We start from the raw sequence: 15428 nt of genomic DNA, 5'->3' as shown, positions 1-15428 counted from the left end.
GTGCCGCCGCCGTCCTACGATCGCGGCATGTCGACGGAGCCAGAGACGGACGCGAGCGAGGATGCGCTCCCGGAGTCGATGGCCCGGGTGCTCGCCGACTACGAGCGGCACCTCACCTCCGAGCGCGACCTGACGGCCCACAGCGTCCGCGCCTACCTCGGCGACCTCACCGGCCTCCTCGACCACGCCACCCGGCTCGGGCTGTCCGATGTCACCGAGCTCGACCTGCGCACCCTGCGCAGCTGGCTGGCCAAGCAGCAGACGATGGGCAAGTCACGTACGACGATCGCCCGCCGGGCCACGGCCGCACGCGTGTTCACGGCGTGGCTCGCGCGCACGGGCCGAGCGCCGATCGACGCCGGCGCCTCCCTCGGCTCGCCCAAGAAGCACAAGACCCTCCCGCCGGTGCTGCGAGCCGACGAGGCCGCCGACCTGATCCGGGCCGCCGCAGATCGAGCCGACGACGGCTCCCCGATGGGTTTGCGCGACGTGGCGATGCTCGAGCTGCTCTACGCCACGGGCATCCGAGTGGGGGAGCTGGTCGGCCTCGACATCGACGACCTCGACACCCAGCGCCGGGTCGTCCGCGTCTTCGGCAAGGGCCGCAAGGAGCGTTCAGTGCCCTACGGCCGACCGGCGGCGCGCGCCGTCGACCGCTGGCTGGCGACGGGCCGTCCCGCCCTGCGCGTCGAGGGTGCGGGAGCGGCGCTCTTCCCGGGGGCGCGCGGCCGCCGGATCGACCAACGCGCCGTACGCGAGCTGGTCCACCGCCGGATCGCGGATGTCCCGGGCGCGCCCGACATGGGGCCGCACGGGCTGCGCCATACCGCCGCCACGCATCTCCTCGAGGGCGGCGCCGACCTCCGCTCGGTCCGGGAGCTCCTCGGCCATGCGTCCCCGGCCACGACGCAGCTCTACACGCACGTCACCACCGACCGCCTGCGACAGGCCTACCGCCGGGCCCACCCGCGCGCCTAGCGGAGCCTGCTACCGCTGCCCGGCGGCGGTGAGTGAGCCACATTTGGAGCGCGGGAAAGGTGGCTGTGCCACCCCTGCGTCGGCGTGTTGCGAGGGCACGCGGGAAGGCAGGTGCACCAGCCACATTCCCGACCCGGAAAATGTGGCTGTGCCACCGCTGGGCGGGGTCAGCCGGGGGCTCGGCGGTCAGGGCAGATAGGCCCGGAGCAGGGGGACCCACGCGGAGTAGGGCAGAGCGGCGTACGGCGACGCCGGAGCCTGCCGGGCGGACGCTCCGTGATCGACGGGCTCGTCGCGCCACAGCGGCAGCAGTCGCACGCGTCCGGAGCCCACGAGCGAGAGCGGATCGAGGTAGGTGTCGCCGTGCAGCAGGCCCCAGTGCAGACATGCGACCGGGAAGCAGTGGCTGAACGCCAGCTCGAGGGCACCGATCCGATCTCCGGCGGCCACGGACGAGCCGACCTCGAGGGTGGAGGAGACCGGTTCGTAGGTCGTGCGGGTGTCGCCGTGGGAGATCGTCACCGCCGGCTTGCCGGCGATCTTGCCGACGAACGCGACCGTGCCGGCCAACGCGCTGTGGACCGACTGGCCCACGGTGCCCGCGAGGTCGACGCCGCGGTGGCCGGCGCCCCACGGGTCGTCGGGCGGATCGAAGTCGTGGACCACGTCGTGCGTGGGTTGCAACGGCCAGACGCCGACCGGATCGCTGTCCGCCTCGGCAGCTGCCGCGGCGGGGGAGACGGTGAGACCGAGGAGCAGGCAGGCCGCGAGGAGCAGGGTGCGCAGGATTGTCATCACCCCAGAGTGACGCCCGCGCGCCGACGCGGCACGCGCGGCGGCATGCCTGTGGACAAGGCGTCGAGGAAGGGCCTGTGGACCGTTCGGAGCCCGATTCATGCTCGATTGGCCCGCCGGCGGGCTGGTGGCCTACGATTCGCAGAGCAGCCCAGCCACATCGGGCTGACTTCGCACGCTCGCAGACCGCGACGGTCTCTCTCCGTGGAGACCGACCACCCGTGGGCGCCGATCCTCAGTTCCGGCTCATTCGTGAGTCGGATCGGATCGCTTGCGTGAGCGTCAGGGCGACCGACACCCGTCGGGCGCAAAGCAACTGAAAACCACTTCGGAGATCCGTTCCCCGGCTCGGCCTGACTCAAGGTCGAGCACACCGGGCTGAGCGCCTCCTTCACACAGGAGATACACATGGCAGTCGTCACCATGCGCCAGCTGCTCGAGAGCGGCGTCCACTTCGGTCACCAGACCCGTCGTTGGAACCCCAAGATGAAGCGCTTCATCATGACCGAGCGCAACGGCATCTACATCATCGACCTGCAGCAGTCGCTGGCCTACATCGACCGGTCCTACGCCTTCGTCAAGGAGACCGTCGCCAAGGGCGGTGTCGTGATGTTCGTCGGCACCAAGAAGCAGGCCCGGGAGGCCATCGCCGAGCAGGCGACGCGCGTCGGGATGCCCTACGTCAACCAGCGCTGGCTCGGTGGCATGCTCACCAACTTCCAGACCGTGCACCAGCGGATCAACCGCCTCAAGGAGCTCGACGACGTCGACTTCGACACCGTCGCGGGCTCGGGTCGCACCAAGAAGGAGCTCCTGCAGATGAAGCGGGAGCACACCAAGCTCGAGAAGACCCTCGGTGGCATCCGCGAGATGACGAAGGTCCCCTCCGCCGTGTGGATCGTCGACACCAACAAGGAGCACCTCGCCGTCGAGGAGGCCCGCAAGCTGCGGATCCCGATCATCGGCATCCCGGACTCCAACTGCGACCCCGACCCGGTCGACTTCCCGATCCCGGGCAACGACGACGCGATCCGCGCCGTCGGCCTGCTGACCCGCGTGGTTGCCGACGCCGTCGCCGAGGGCCTCATCGCCCGCTCCGGCGCCAAGGCCACCGACGCCACCGCCGCCGAGCCCCTCGCCGAGTGGGAGCGTGAGCTCCTCGAGGGTGACGCCGCCGCGACGCCCGCCGCCGAGACGCCCGCCGCCGAGGCCGCCGTCGTGACCGAGGCGCCCGCCGCCGAGGCCGCCGTCGTGACCGAGGCCCCTGCGGCCGAGGCCGCTGTCGAGGCGCCCGCCACCGAGGCGCCTGCCGCCGAGGCGGCCACCGAGGTCAAGCCGCTCGCCGCGGTCGCGACCGAGGGCGAGTTCGCGGACTCCGCTCCCGCCACCGAGGACGGATCGGCGCCCGAGGGCTTCGACATCAAGGGCAACAAGGACTCGATGAAGTTCCACGCGCCCACCAGCCCGTGGTACGCCCGCACCAAGGCCGAGGTCTGGTTCAAGACCGCCGAGGCTGCCGAGGCCGCCGGCTTCGTCAACGCCGAGCACAAGAACGACTGATCGGCTGGCGGGCCGCGAGGAGACTCGCGGCCCGCTCCGGCTGATCAACCCCCACGAACTCAGAGAAGAGGGATCATGGCTGACTTCACCGCCGCCGACGTCAAGAAGCTCCGTGAGCTGACGCAGGCCGGGATGATGGACTGCAAGAAGGCGCTGACCGAGACGGACGGCGACTTCGACAAGGCTGTCGAGCTGCTGCGCGTCAAGGGTGCCGCCAAGGCCGCCAACCGCGCCGCCGAGCGTGAGGCCTCCGCCGGCCTCATCGCCACCTCGGGTGGCGCGCTGGTCGAGCTCAAGTGCGAGACCGACTTCGTGGCCAAGGGTGACGAGTTCGTCGCCGCGGCCCAGCGCATCGCCGACGCCGCGAACGCCGCCAAGGCCGGCGACGTCGAGGCCCTCAAGGCTGTCCCGCTCGACGGCAAGACCGTCGGCGAGGTCGTCCGAGAGCTCGCCATCACCATCGGCGAGAAGATCGAGCTCGGTCAGGTCGCCTACTTCGAGGGCGAGACCGTCGTCTACATGCACAAGCGTTCGGCCGACCTGCCCCCGCCGTGGGCGTGCTGGTCGAGTTCGAGGGCGACGCGGCTGCCGCGCGTGCGACCGCGATGCAGATCGCGGCGATGAAGGCGCAGTACCTCACTCGCGACGAGGTCCCCGCGGACGTCGTCGAGATGGAGCGCTCGATCGCCGAGCAGAAGACCCGCGAGGAGGGCAAGCCCGAGCAGGCGATCGCCAAGATCGTCGAGGGTCGCCTCGGTGGGTTCTACAAGGAGATCGTCCTGCTGGAGCAGGAGTCGGTCTCCGAGTCCAAGAAGTCGGTCAAGGCCGTCCCGGACGCCGCCGGCACGACCGTCAAGCGCTTCGCGCGCTTCGAGGTCGGCGCCTGAGCGCTGCACCACCAGCTGATCCGGAGGGGTCGTACGCCGCGGCGTACGACCCCTCCCGCATCTGCCGACGTCAACTTTGTGCCCGGTCGGCGGAGTCGAGTAGGTTTCTCGGGCATCGACCACACCTGTGAAGGGATCCTGAGTGACCTCCTACAACCGAGTCCTGATCAAGCTTTCCGGTGAGGTCTTCGGTGGCGGCAAGGTCGGGGGTGGACCCCGACGTCGTGCACAAGGTCGCAGGCGAGATCGCGGCCGTGGTGCGCGAAGGTGTGGGCGTCGCCATCGTGGTCGGCGGCGGCAACTTCTTCCGCGGTGCCGAGATGCAGCAGCGCGGCATGGACCGCTCCCCGAGCCGACTACATGGGCATGCTCGGCACGGTCATGAACTGCCTCGCGCTGCAGGACTTCCTGGAGAAGGAGGGCATCGAGACGCGCGTACAGACCGCGATCACGATGGGCCGAGTCGCCGAGCCCTACATCCCGCGCCGCGCCATGCGCCACCTCGAGAAGGGCCGCGTCGTCATCTTCGGCGCCGGCGCCGGCATGCCGTTCTTCTCGACCGACACGGTAGCCGCCCAGCGGGCGCTGGAGACTCGTTGCGAGGTCGTGCTGATGGCCAAGCAGGGAGTCGACGGCGTCTACAGCGCCGACCCCAAGAAGGACCCCACCGCGACGAAGTACGACACGCTGACCTTCCGGGACGCGCTGCAGCAGGGCATCAAGATCGCCGACGCGACGGCGTTCGCCCTGTGCATGGAGAACAACATGCCGCTGATCGTCTTCGGCGCCGAGGACGAGGGCGCGATCCTGCGCATCGTCCGGGGTGAGAAGATTGGCACGCTGGTGAGCCGCGACGCCTGATCGCGCCACCTCACAGACCTTTCAGCACGCCGAGCCACGAACCACCACAGGAGCATCCCGTGATCAACGAAGTTCTCAATGATGCCGACAACAAGATGGGCAAGTCCGTCGAGGCGACGCGCGAGGAGTTCGCTGCGATCCGGGCCGGTCGGGTCAACCCCGAGCATGTTCGCCAAGATCACCGCCGACTACTACGGCTCGCCCACCCCGTTGTCCGCGCTCGCGTCGTTCACCTCGCAGGACCGCGGACCATCCTGATCGCGCCCTTCGACATCGGTGCCATGCCCAACATCGAGAAGGCGATCCACGACTCCGATCTCGGCGTCAACCCGTCCAACGACGGCAAGGTGCTGCGTGCGGTCTTCCCGGAGCTGACCGAGGAGCGTCGCAAGGACTACATCAAGATCGCCAAGGGCAAGGCCGAGGACGGCCGCGTCGCGGTGCGCAACGTCCGCCGTACGGCCAAGCAGGGCCTCGAGAAGCTCGAGAAGGACGGCGAGGTCGGCAAGGACGACGTCACCGGTGCCGAGAAGAAGCTCGACTCGATCACCAAGAAGCACACGGACGCGATCGACGACATGCTGAAGAACAAGGAAGCCGAGCTGCTCGAGGTCTGAGCGCCCATGACAACCCCTGACGCGTCGGCCGCTGCCGACGCCCCCAAGAAGGATCACGGCCGCGCCGGTCGTGACCTGCCCGCCGCCATCATCTCGGGCGTCGTGCTGGTGTCGGCGATCCTGCTGTCGCTGTTCTTCTGGAAGACCGCCTTCATGCTCATCGTGGCGGTCGCGGTGGTCGTGGCCGTCTGGGAGCTGCACCGCGGGCTCGCGGCCAAGGACATCGACATCCCCGAGCAGCCGCTCATGCTCGGCGCGGTCGTCATGGTGGTGGTGGCCTATGTCTGGGGCGCGCCTGCCCCGGTGACGGCCACGGCGGTGACCTCGCTCGTGGTGATGCTCTGGCTGCTGAGGCGGGGCGTCGACGGCTACGTCAAGAACGCCACGGCCTCGGTCTTCACGCTCATCTACGTGCCGTTCCTCGCCTCGTTCGTCGGCCTCCTGCTGGCCGAGGGCGGCAACAACCCCTCGTTCGGCTTCGACTTCGACGACATCGGCGTGCGCGGTGTGATCACGTTCATCGCGATCACAGTCGCCTCCGACACCGGCGGCTACATCGCCGGTGTCCTCTTCGGCAAGCACCCCATGGCGCCGGTGATCTCGCCGAAGAAGTCGTGGGAGGGCTTCGCCGGCTCGCTGCTCGCCTGCGTCGGCGTCGGCATCTGGCTGGTCACGGCGTTCCTCGGCGGCGACTGGTGGGTCGGTGTCCTCCTCGGTCTGATCGCCGTCGTGATGGCCACCCTCGGCGACCTGTGCGAGTCGGTGATGAAGCGCGACCTCGGCATCAAGGACATGAGCCAGATCATCCCCGGCCACGGCGGCCTGATGGACCGCCTCGACTCGCTGCTCGCGACCGTCGCCCCGATCTGGCTGCTGCTGCACTACCTCGTCTTCTGAGCGTGCGACTCCTCGTCACCGGCGGTCGCACCGGCTACCTCGGCCGCCACGTCGTCATCGCCGCCCACGAGCACGAGGTCGTTGCAGCGGGTTCCGTCGACGCGGACCTGCGTGACGGGGACGCCGTCGAGTCCCCCGGTCGCACACCACCGCCCCGACGCGATCGTCCACACGGCCTACGTCCAGTCCGACTGGGACGTCACGGCCACCGGTGCCGCGCATGTCGCGACCGCGGCCGCACGCCACGGTGCCCGCCCGGTCCCCGGGTCTCGAGCGACGTCGTCTTCTCCGGCGCCGACGGGCTCTATGCCGAGTCCGCGCGGCCCGACCCGATCACCCCGTACGGCGCAGCGAAGGCCGCCGCCGAGACGGTGGCGCTCGCCGTCTGTCCCGATGCGGTGGTGGCTCGCACGTCCCTGATCCCGGGCGACGGCACGTCGCAGCACGAGCGGCTGGTGCACCGGCTTGTCGGCGGCGCCGAGGGAGCGCTCTTCGACGACGAGCGGCGCACTCCGGTGCACGTGGGCGACCCGGCCACGGCGCTGGTCGAGCTGGCCGGCAACGACGTCCGGGGCGTGCTGCACGTGGCCGGCGCGGGAGGCGATGAGCAGGCTCGAGCTGGGCCGGCTGATCGCGCGCCGCGACGGGCTCGACCCCGACCTCCTGCGCGGCACGAGCCCGCGCCGCTGCCGGAGTCGCGGGGCCCGTCGACGTACGCCCGGACTCGAGCCCGGCCGCACGGGTCCTGACGACGCGCCTGCGCGGGGCGGGAGAGTTCCTGTGACGCTGCACCTCGTCCGGCACGGCCGGTCCCTCACCGACCCGACGCGTCCGGCCGCCGAGTGGGAGCTCGACCCGGCCGGGTTCGACGACGTCTGGGCACTGCGGGAGCGGCTGCCGAGCCGGGCCTCGTGGTTCTGCTCGCCGGCGCACGTCGCGCAGGAGACGGCCCAGCTGCTGACCGACAGCGACGTCGGGATCGTCGACGAGCTGGCCGAGCACGAACCTGCCGAGCGCCTGCTCCCCGCCGTACGCCGCATCCTCGACGTGCACGGCGACGACGACGTCGTCCCGGTCGGTCACGCCACCGCGTGGACGCTGCTCGTGGCCGAGCTCACGGGCAGCGAGGGCGACCCGCTCGGCATGCCCGACGTGGTCACGGTGCCGTCCCGCCTACGATGAAGCCATGAGCGCGCCCGACACGACCACCGAGACCGACCAGCCGGTCGAGGAGACGCGCAACTGGTGGCACCGCAGCCACCCGACGTTCGCGGCCCTCACCGGCTTCTTCTCCGGGATGCTGCTCGTCACCGCGCTCCCGGGCGGTTTCGCCGCGATCCTGCGGCTGGTGCTGCCGACGGAGACCGCCGAGAAGCTGTTCCCGCTCGTGCTCGTCGGCCCGGTGCTGCCGATCGTGCTGCTGGCGAAGCGCAAGACCCGCCGGTTCGGCATCTTCATGTGGATCGGGATGATCCTCACGGCGCTCGTCGTCGCCGGTGTGGCGTCGCTGGTGGTCTATTTCATGGTCTACCTCGACGGTCGCTGAGTCGCCGTTTGCCACCGCAGGGTGGGAGGATCGCGGAGCGATGTCTCACGAACCCATCAAGACCCTGCCCCTCGTCTTCGACGAACCGCGCGGCCGCAAGAAGCCGCCGCGTCACCTCGCTGACCTCGATGAAGCCGGTCGCAAGGACCTGCTGACCGAGATGGGGCTTCCCGGCTTCCGCGCCAAGCAGCTCTCGACGCACTACTTCGGACGGTTGGTCCACGACCCCGAGGAGATGACCGACCTGCCGGGTGCCCAGCGCGCCGAGCTGGTCAACGCGCTCCTGCCCGACCTGATGAACCCCATCCGGCAGCAAGAAGCCGACCGGGGCAAGACGGTCAAGACGCTGTGGAAGCTCTTCGACGGATCGCTCGTCGAGTCGGTGCTGATGCGCTACAAGGACCGCGCCACGATCTGCATCTCCAGCCAGGCCGGCTGCGGCATGGCCTGCCCGTTCTGTGCCACCGGGCAGGGCGGCCTGCAGCGCAACATGTCGACCGCCGAGATCGTGCACCGGGTCGTCGTCGGCGCGCGCGATGGCCAACGGTGACGTCGCCGGTGGTCCGGGACGCCTGTCCAACGTGGTCTTCATGGGCATGGGCGAGCCGCTCGCCAACTACAAGGCCACCGTCAACGCCGTACGCCGCCTGACCGATCCGGCGCCCGCGGGCCTCGGACTGTCCGCGCGCCACGTGACCGTCTCCACGGTCGGCCCGGTGCCGCGGATCAAGCAGCTCGCCGACGAGGGCATCCCGGTCACCCCGGCGCTGTCGTTGCACGCCCCTGACGACGAGCTGCGCAACGAGCTGGTCCCGATCAACACGAAGTGGTCCGTCGAGGAGACCGTGGCCGCGGCCTACGAATATTTCGAGAAGACTGGCCGCCGCGTCTCCATCGAGTACGCCATGATGCGCGACATCAACGACCCGGGCGTGGCGTGCTGACCGGCTGGCGGAGGTGCTCTCCGACAACGGTCGTGGCCGGGCCCGGGTGCACGTCAACCCGATCCCGCTCAACGACATCCCCGGGTCACAGTTCACCCGGTCCCGCGAGGAGGACATGGACGAGTTCGTCCGCCGCCTCAACGCCGCCGGCGTCGTCACGACCATGCGCGACACCCGCGGGAGCGACATCGACGCCGCGTGCGGACAGCTCGCCGCGGCCGAATAGCCCGCCCAACAGGCGTCAACCGGTGTTCACGTGTCGTCTGCACGGCTCACCCGCACTGTTGTGACCGCGCCGTCATGGTGCGGTCATGGCCACGTTGCGTCGACCTGATCGACAGTCAGCCGTCTCCAACACGACCTTCTCCGGGTCCAACTCCGGTCCCGCTGCAGTCGCGGCGCACCGATCCCGACCGCCTCCGCGTGCTGGTCGTGACCGAGTCCTTCCTGCCGCAGGTCAACGGCGTGACCAATTCCGTGCGCCGCGTGCTGGAGCACCTCGCCGCCGAAGGGCATGTCGCAGAGGTCTTCGCGCCGACTGGCCCCGCGACGTACGCCGGATATCCGGTCACCATCGCGCGGTGCGAGCCTGCCGTTCTACAAGGACTTCCGCATCGGGCTCGAGACCCGTCGGCGCCTCCGCGCGGTGATGCTCCGCTTCCAGCCGGACGTGGTGCACATCGCCTCGCCCGCGACGCTCGGTTACCGGGCCGCCAAGGCCGCCCGCGAGCTCGGGATCCCCACGGTCGCGATCTACCAGACCGACCTCGTCGGCTTCTGCCGAGCGCTACGGCATCGCGGGTGGCATCGCCGCGATGTCCGGGCTGACGCGGATGATCCACCTGTCCGTCGACCGCACGCTCGCGCCCTCGACCGCCTCCGTCCAACAGCTCGAGGGCATGCAGATCCCGGGCCTGTCCCGGTGGCCGCGCGGCGTCGACCCGGAGATGTTCGACCCGGGTTTCCGCGACGCCCGCCTGCACGCGGAGCTCGCCCCCAACGGCGAGACCCTCGTGGGGTATGTCGGTCGCCTCGCCCCTGAGAAGGAGCTCGAGCTGCTGGCGCACGTCGACAGGCTGGCGGGGGTCCGGCTCGTGATCGTCGGTGGCGGACCGGAGGAGGCCCGGCTGCGCGCGCTGCTGCCCGGTGCCGCCTTCCTCGGGGTCCTCCACGGCGAGGAGCTGAGCCGGGCCTACGCCACGCTCGACGTGTTCGCGCACACTGGCCGGCACGAGACCTACTGCCGGGCCGCCCGGGAAGCCCTCGCCAGCGGCGTCCCGGTCGTCGCCCCGCGCGCCGGTGGCCCGATCGACGTCGTCGACGAGGGCGCCGGCTTCCTCTACCAGCCCGGCAACGGCACCGAGCTCGCGTCGTACGTCGCCATGCTGGTCGACGACCCGCACCTCCGCGCGCAGGTCTCGGCCTCCGCCCACCGCAGCGTCCGGGGGCGTTCGTGGCAGGCCGTCAACGACCGCCCGGTCGAGCACTACCGCGAGGTGTGCGGCAGCCGGGTCACCCGCGCTGCGCGACGCGTCGGCTGAGGCCTGCCGCTGGCCGCCGCTGGTTGAGCAGCGAGCGCCAGCGAGCGTGTCGGAAACCAAGGCGCTCACCTGTCGCGTTCCGGGACACCCGGGTAGTTGCCGAACGAGTTGTGCAGGGCCAGTAGGCGAATGCAGGTGAGTCTGGTCTCCTCGCGTCCGACGTCTGAGGCGATCCGCTCCGTGGCGTTGTAGGCCAGCCAACCTCCCAACGCGGCGACCCAACCACCGAACACCCACGGGGCACTCGGAATCTCGGCATTCGCTGCGGCAGCGTAGGCGGCCACCACCTGCAGGAACTCCGTGGGATCGGTGGACCAATCGAGTGCGAGCCCGACCGCTTCTCGAGCAACCGGCTGGATCCGTGCCGCATCCCAGTCCAGCGCTACGAGCTGGTCGCGGACGACGAGGGTGTTCTTGGGGTCCAGATCCCGTGCGACGGCGCGTGCGCAACGACCAGTCCCGGCGCCGCGGTGATCGCCTCGAGTTCGGCGAGTGCAGGCGCGGCACTGCGCAGTTGAGCAGCGAGTTGGGTCGGCATGGCGGGATGCTCCGCGAGTCCGGCCCACCCTGCAACGTCCCATGGTTCGTCACCCGGGGGAAGGAGTTGGCTCGGTGACGATGCGTGGATGCGAGCGAGCAGACCACTGGCCCGAGTCGCGTCCCCGGGCACCTCGGCGGGGATCCCCTCGTGCAGCCAACTGTGGGCGCGGACCAGTCGACCGTGCACCAACGCAAGACATTCGCCGCTCGGCAGCGACACAGGTGCAGGGCACGAAACGCCACGGTCGAACGCGTTCCGCTCGATCGCGAAGGCCGCCTCGAGGTTGCCGCGGAACGAAGGAGTGTCAGCGTTGACGCCCATCACCTTCAGCGAAGACCCCGCGTGCCGTTTCGATACGCCACACGTCATTCGAGAGCCCACCCACGACCGGTGCAGCGCCCGGTGCAGAGTCCGAGATCGAAGACGGCCGCAGCAGCTTGGAGGAAGTCCATGATGGTCGAACTCTTGAGACCTGCCGCGGCAAACGCAAGCCAATTGCGAGGCAATGAGACCCTGGCCTCACGTCGCTCGTGCTTGTCCTCGAAAATTCTTTGAAATTGTTTTCCCCAGACCCCGAAATCGGTCGATTTCGGAGGCCCGTTGTCGGTGGTCATCTATAGCGTCGAAGACATGCAAACCTCCCAGCCCCCGGCCGCGTTCGTGGCCGACGCCACCGACGACATGTCGGCTCGCGAGGTGCTGGATCTTGCCCGCTCGCAGCAACGAGCCGAGGACACCGCGGCCGCCCGCAAGCTCCATGCCGCGGCCTTGTGGGCCGACCTGCACCCGCCCGAGTCACTGCACCAGTCCGCGACCTACACCCTCGCCGGGATCGAGCACGAGGAAGCCATCGCCGGGATTGGCTGCCCGAAGGTGGCGGAGTTCTGCATCGCCGAGCTCGGCACCGTCCTCGGCATCTCCACCACCGCGGCCAAGCGCCTGATCGGCCACTCGCTGGAGCTGCGGCACCGGCTGCCACGACTCTGGGCCGCGGTCCACGCTGGCCGCGTCCCTGCCTCGGCGTGCCCGGCTGGTCGCCGAGTCCACCATCCACTCCACCCCGGCGCTGACCATCGAGTCGGTCGCCCGGATCGACGGGCAGATCACGCCGTACGCCGCGAAGGTCGGACCCGCACAGCTCGACCGCCTCGTGACTGAGGCCATCGCCCGGCAACATCCCACCGAACCCATCGACCCCGATGACCCGCACCCCGAGTGCCCCCGACACCCGGCACGTCACCGTCGACACCGATCAGGTCGGCTACGCCGGCACCACGCCGGTCACCGCCGAGCTCGACCTCGCCGACGCCCTCGATCTCGACCACGTCCTGCGTGAAGGGGCAGCCGAGCTCAAGGCCCTCGGTTCCGAGGAGTCTCTCGGCGCCCACCGCGCCATGGCGCTGGGGCACCTCGCCCGGCACCAGTTGGCCCTCGACCTTTCCTCCGGGATCGGCCTGACCACGGAGGCCGACGTGCCCGACGGGAAGCGCCACCTGCCCGCCTCGCGGGCGCTCGAGCTGCACCTGCACTTCAAGGCCGGCCTTGCAGGCGGACTCGAGGTCGATCAGTTCGGACGGATGGACGAGGGACAGCGCCTGCTGCTGCTCGACCCGGTGAAGTCGTGGTGCGGCGATTCCCACACCCGCATCAATCTCAAACCGGTCATCGATCTCAACACCTGAGCTCCACACGCCGGGCTATGAACCCACCGAGCGACAACGCGTACAGATCGAGCTCCGCGACGGGACCTGCGTGTTCCCCCGGTGCAGCCACCCCGCGAGCCGGTCCGACATCGACCACACGATTCCGTTCGACCACACGGTCGCGGCCGATGGACGACCTCAACCCGGGCCGACGATCACCTCCAACCTCGGCGCCCTCTGCCGCCGACATCACCGTCTCAAGACCCATGGACGCTGGTGCGTCACCCAGCCCACCAGCGGAGTGTTCGAGTGGACCAGCCCGCACGGCCATACCTACCGACGCGACCCCACCGGTACCACCTGCACGGACACGGCTCCCGACGCGCCACCACCGGGCATTGAGTCCAACTCTCGACATTGATCCCGCCCCGGACCCCGCAGGCCGCCCGCATCAGACACACAGGGTGAGCAGTGGGGCCATCGGCGCGCCCGGGACGCAATCCGCGCCGGCCCCGGCTGAGGAGATCGCTGGCTAGGCTCACCTCCATGGCGATCATCCACCGCGCAACGATCACCCCGTCCAAGCTCGAGCTCCTCGATTCATGGCTCGGCAGTGAGGTCTCCGGTGACGGGGAGCTGCACCGAGTCGCCAGCTACCGCTTCGACGACCCGGCCGGCGAGGTCGGCATCGAGGCGCTCCTCGTCACGCGCGGCGGCGGCGCTGCACGCCGAGCGGTGCTGACCTATCGGGCGGCACCGCTCGACGGCGCCGAGGACCACCTGATCACGACGATGGAGCACTCGGCCCTCGGGACGCGATGGATCTACGACGCCACCGGTGACCCAGTCGCGATCGCGGCCTACCAACGCGCTCGCCGGGCTGCAGGAGCAGGCAGCGCTCGAGATCTACGACGGCGACGCCTTGGTGGACACCCGTGAACCCACGGTCGAGCTGACCCTCAGCAACGCCGCTTCGTCTCCCGACGGGCTCGACGTGCACCTGACGACCGACCTCGAGTCGGCCGACCCCGCCGGACCCGTGCTGCGAGCCCGCTGGGACGGCGGCGAGGGCGTCGTCGCCCTGGGCCGGAGTCGAGGACTCTGCGGTTTCGTGACGAGCCTTCGGCCCTCCTCAACCTCCGAGTCCGGCGTTCAGGCCGGGGAATCGGACAGGTCGATGCGCAGGTAGTCCGCCAGCAGCGATGCCGGGGGCGCGACCATCGACGGCGCCGTCGCCTGTCGGCACCCGGGCAGAGCCGGCCCCTGCGGATAGCCCTCCCACGACAACGAGACCACGCCATCCTCGAGGTAGAACCAGAAGTCGAGGCACGGGATCTCGGCGGCTCGCTGGCCGTACTGACTCCTCGATGTCCGAGTCCGGATGCCGCGCGAGGAAGGAGGAGGGCACCGCTTCCCAGAGCAGGGCCGTGGGCGGCTCGGAGATGCCTTGGAACGACCAGTCCGATCCGTCGGCATCGAAGACGGGCTGCAGGTGTGCAACCACGGCCTCGGCCCGGGCCCGGTCGAAGATCACGTCAGCACCGCCACGGCCTCGTCGACCGTGTCGACGAGGTGTACGTGCCCCTCCATCGCCCGCCCGGCGGCCAGTGACGAGAGCAGTGGCCGGGCCGGCACGGTCGACGTCCAGTGCGAGACCCCGACGAGCACCATCGGCGCGACGGACGACTCGTCGGCGTAGTAGTTCTCGCACGCGTCCCTGGAAGATCTCCTGAACCGTCCCTCCTGCGCCGGGCAGGAACACGATCCCGGCGTTGCACACCTCCAGCAGGATCGCCTCGCGGGTGGCGTTGCGGACGTACTTCGCGATCGCGGTGGCGAAGGGGTTCGGCGGCTCGTGGCCGTAGTGCCACGTCGGGATGCCGAGCGACTCGATGCCGGGGCCGTGGGCCTCGATCACCTCGAAGGCTGCGTCCGCCCGGGTGCCGACGTCGGGCGTGAAGGAGGGTACGGCGCCCAGTGACTCGAGCGCCGAGGAGAGCACCGACGACGGCGCGGACGAGAGGAAGGCCCCCGGGTTCGCCGCCTCCATCGCGCCCGGCCCACCGCCGGTGGCGACGGTGAACGAGCCGGCGAGCAGTCGACCGAGGCGAGCCGCGTCGCCGTAGCCCGCAGAGCCCCGCGCCAGCGCGTGCCCGCCCATCACGCCGACGATCGACCGTCCCGCGATCCACGCGTCCAGGGGCGGTGTCGATCGAGTGGTCGTGCAGGGCCACCGCGAGGGCGTCGTCCTCGGTCTGGCACGCCGCGCGACCGGGGCGTAGGCGCGGGCGTCGAGCGAGTCCGCGTAGACGGCCGTGTCGTAGAGGTCGCGCGGCGAGTAGAGCGAGCTGCGGTAGGTGTCGAGCGGCACGTCGGGCACCCGCGGCAGGACGACAGCCCCGCGTCGCCGTACGGACTCCTCGTCCGCGGACTTGAACACGCAGCCCGGGAACAGGGACTGCGCGACCGACACCGACGCCGGGGCGGGGCCGTGCGAGCGCAGGTCGAGCCCCGTCACCCGCCAGCCGGCGACCGACGTCGCGCCGGTGGCGAGACGCTGGTCGAAGTCGGCCAGCGTGGTGACATCGACGACGCTGCCGCGGGTTCGCTTCACACGC

At 70.2% G+C, this 15428-nt stretch carries 16 protein-coding genes and 4 pseudogenes; 16 read left to right on the top strand and 4 right to left on the bottom strand.

The window, feature by feature from the left end; translation table 11 throughout:
* The first annotated feature begins 27 nt into the window (after nucleotides 1-27).
* Nucleotides 28-978, top strand: coding sequence for a tyrosine recombinase XerC (locus tag LP418_RS01655; protein ID WP_257954997.1), 951 nt, complete (start codon nucleotides 28-30; stop codon nucleotides 976-978).
* Nucleotides 979-1164: 186 nt separating this feature from the next.
* Here the strand turns inward: LP418_RS01655 and LP418_RS01650 are convergent, their stop codons facing one another.
* Nucleotides 1165-1773 carry a M23 family metallopeptidase gene (locus tag LP418_RS01650; RefSeq protein WP_257954996.1) on the bottom strand — a complete coding sequence of 203 codons (609 nt, stop codon included), beginning with the start codon at nucleotides 1771-1773 and terminating at the stop codon, nucleotides 1165-1167.
* A 408-nt stretch (nucleotides 1774-2181) separates the two neighbouring features.
* On the opposite strand from LP418_RS01650, the gene rpsB reads away from it, so the two are divergent.
* The 11 genes and pseudogenes from rpsB (at nucleotide 2182) to LP418_RS01595 (ending at nucleotide 10626) form a co-directional block, all read left to right on the top strand.
* Entirely contained in the window at nucleotides 2182-3333 is a 1152-nt protein-coding gene (gene rpsB, locus LP418_RS01645) for a 30S ribosomal protein S2, sunset domain variant (protein ID WP_257954995.1), read from the top strand.
* Nucleotides 3334-3408: 75 nt separating this feature from the next.
* Nucleotides 3409-4220, top strand: a pseudogene (gene tsf / locus LP418_RS01640) (translation elongation factor Ts).
* A gap of 142 nt (nucleotides 4221-4362) precedes the next feature.
* A pseudogene (gene pyrH, locus LP418_RS01635) lies at nucleotides 4363-5081 on the top strand (UMP kinase).
* A 59-nt stretch (nucleotides 5082-5140) separates the two neighbouring features.
* Nucleotides 5141-5698: a ribosome recycling factor gene (frr, locus tag LP418_RS01630; RefSeq protein ID WP_257954994.1), complete on the top strand. Its 558-nt coding sequence runs from the start codon at nucleotides 5141-5143 to the stop codon at nucleotides 5696-5698.
* 6 nt (nucleotides 5699-5704) lie between these two features.
* Nucleotides 5705-6595 carry a phosphatidate cytidylyltransferase gene (locus LP418_RS01625; protein ID WP_257954993.1) on the top strand — a complete coding sequence of 297 codons (891 nt, stop codon included), beginning with the start codon at nucleotides 5705-5707 and terminating at the stop codon, nucleotides 6593-6595.
* 2 nt (nucleotides 6596-6597) lie between these two features.
* Complete coding sequence (locus LP418_RS01620) at nucleotides 6598-7344, top strand: sugar nucleotide-binding protein (protein WP_257954992.1); 747 nt, start codon at nucleotides 6598-6600, stop codon at nucleotides 7342-7344.
* Between the two features lie 31 nt (nucleotides 7345-7375).
* Entirely contained in the window at nucleotides 7376-7777 is a 402-nt protein-coding gene (locus LP418_RS01615) for a phosphoglycerate mutase family protein (RefSeq protein WP_257954991.1), read from the top strand.
* Between the two features lie 4 nt (nucleotides 7778-7781).
* On the top strand, nucleotides 7782-8141 hold the full coding sequence (locus LP418_RS01610) for a hypothetical protein (protein ID WP_257954990.1): 360 nt from the start codon (nucleotides 7782-7784) through the stop codon (nucleotides 8139-8141).
* Between the two features lie 40 nt (nucleotides 8142-8181).
* Nucleotides 8182-9311: pseudogene (gene rlmN, locus LP418_RS01605) on the top strand (23S rRNA (adenine(2503)-C(2))-methyltransferase RlmN).
* Between the two features lie 288 nt (nucleotides 9312-9599).
* Nucleotides 9600-9818: pseudogene (locus LP418_RS32105) on the top strand (glycosyltransferase); the annotation flags it as partial.
* A gap of 82 nt (nucleotides 9819-9900) precedes the next feature.
* The gene (locus tag LP418_RS01595; protein WP_257954989.1) at nucleotides 9901-10626 is read left to right on the top strand and encodes a glycosyltransferase; all 726 of its coding nucleotides are present in this window, start codon (nucleotides 9901-9903) and stop codon (nucleotides 10624-10626) included.
* Nucleotides 10627-10691: 65 nt separating this feature from the next.
* Here the strand turns inward: LP418_RS01595 and LP418_RS01590 are convergent, their stop codons facing one another.
* Both LP418_RS01590 and LP418_RS01585 read right to left on the bottom strand, forming a co-directional pair.
* Entirely contained in the window at nucleotides 10692-10913 is a 222-nt protein-coding gene (locus LP418_RS01590; protein WP_257954988.1) for a hypothetical protein, read from the bottom strand.
* 95 nt (nucleotides 10914-11008) lie between these two features.
* Complete coding sequence (locus LP418_RS01585) at nucleotides 11009-11164, bottom strand: hypothetical protein (protein ID WP_257954987.1); 156 nt, start codon at nucleotides 11162-11164, stop codon at nucleotides 11009-11011.
* Between the two features lie 633 nt (nucleotides 11165-11797).
* Here LP418_RS01585 and LP418_RS01580 point away from each other — a divergent pair.
* From LP418_RS01580 to LP418_RS01565, 4 genes are all read left to right on the top strand, one after another.
* Nucleotides 11798-12325, top strand: coding sequence for a hypothetical protein (locus LP418_RS01580; protein WP_257954986.1), 528 nt, complete (start codon nucleotides 11798-11800; stop codon nucleotides 12323-12325).
* 41 nt (nucleotides 12326-12366) lie between these two features.
* Nucleotides 12367-12849, top strand: coding sequence for a hypothetical protein (locus LP418_RS01575; RefSeq protein WP_257954985.1), 483 nt, complete (start codon nucleotides 12367-12369; stop codon nucleotides 12847-12849).
* Between the two features lie 70 nt (nucleotides 12850-12919).
* The gene (locus LP418_RS01570) at nucleotides 12920-13231 is read left to right on the top strand and encodes an HNH endonuclease (protein WP_257954984.1); all 312 of its coding nucleotides are present in this window, start codon (nucleotides 12920-12922) and stop codon (nucleotides 13229-13231) included.
* A gap of 125 nt (nucleotides 13232-13356) precedes the next feature.
* Entirely contained in the window at nucleotides 13357-13749 is a 393-nt protein-coding gene (locus tag LP418_RS01565) for a maltokinase N-terminal cap-like domain-containing protein (RefSeq protein ID WP_257954983.1), read from the top strand.
* 193 nt (nucleotides 13750-13942) lie between these two features.
* On the opposite strand, the gene LP418_RS01560 is transcribed toward LP418_RS01565, so the two are convergent.
* Nucleotides 13943-15424, bottom strand: a complete 1482-nt coding sequence (locus LP418_RS01560) for an LOG family protein (protein ID WP_257957299.1) — start codon at nucleotides 15422-15424, stop codon at nucleotides 13943-13945.
* Between the last annotated feature and the right edge of the window lie 4 nt (nucleotides 15425-15428).

Origin of the sequence: Nocardioides sp. B-3 (genome assembly GCF_024703895.1) — a bacterium.
In the GTDB taxonomy this organism is placed as follows: domain Bacteria; phylum Actinomycetota; class Actinomycetes; order Propionibacteriales; family Nocardioidaceae; genus Nocardioides.
The sequence above is the reverse complement of the archived record's forward strand: the minus strand, read 5'-3'. Positions and strand labels throughout refer to the sequence as shown.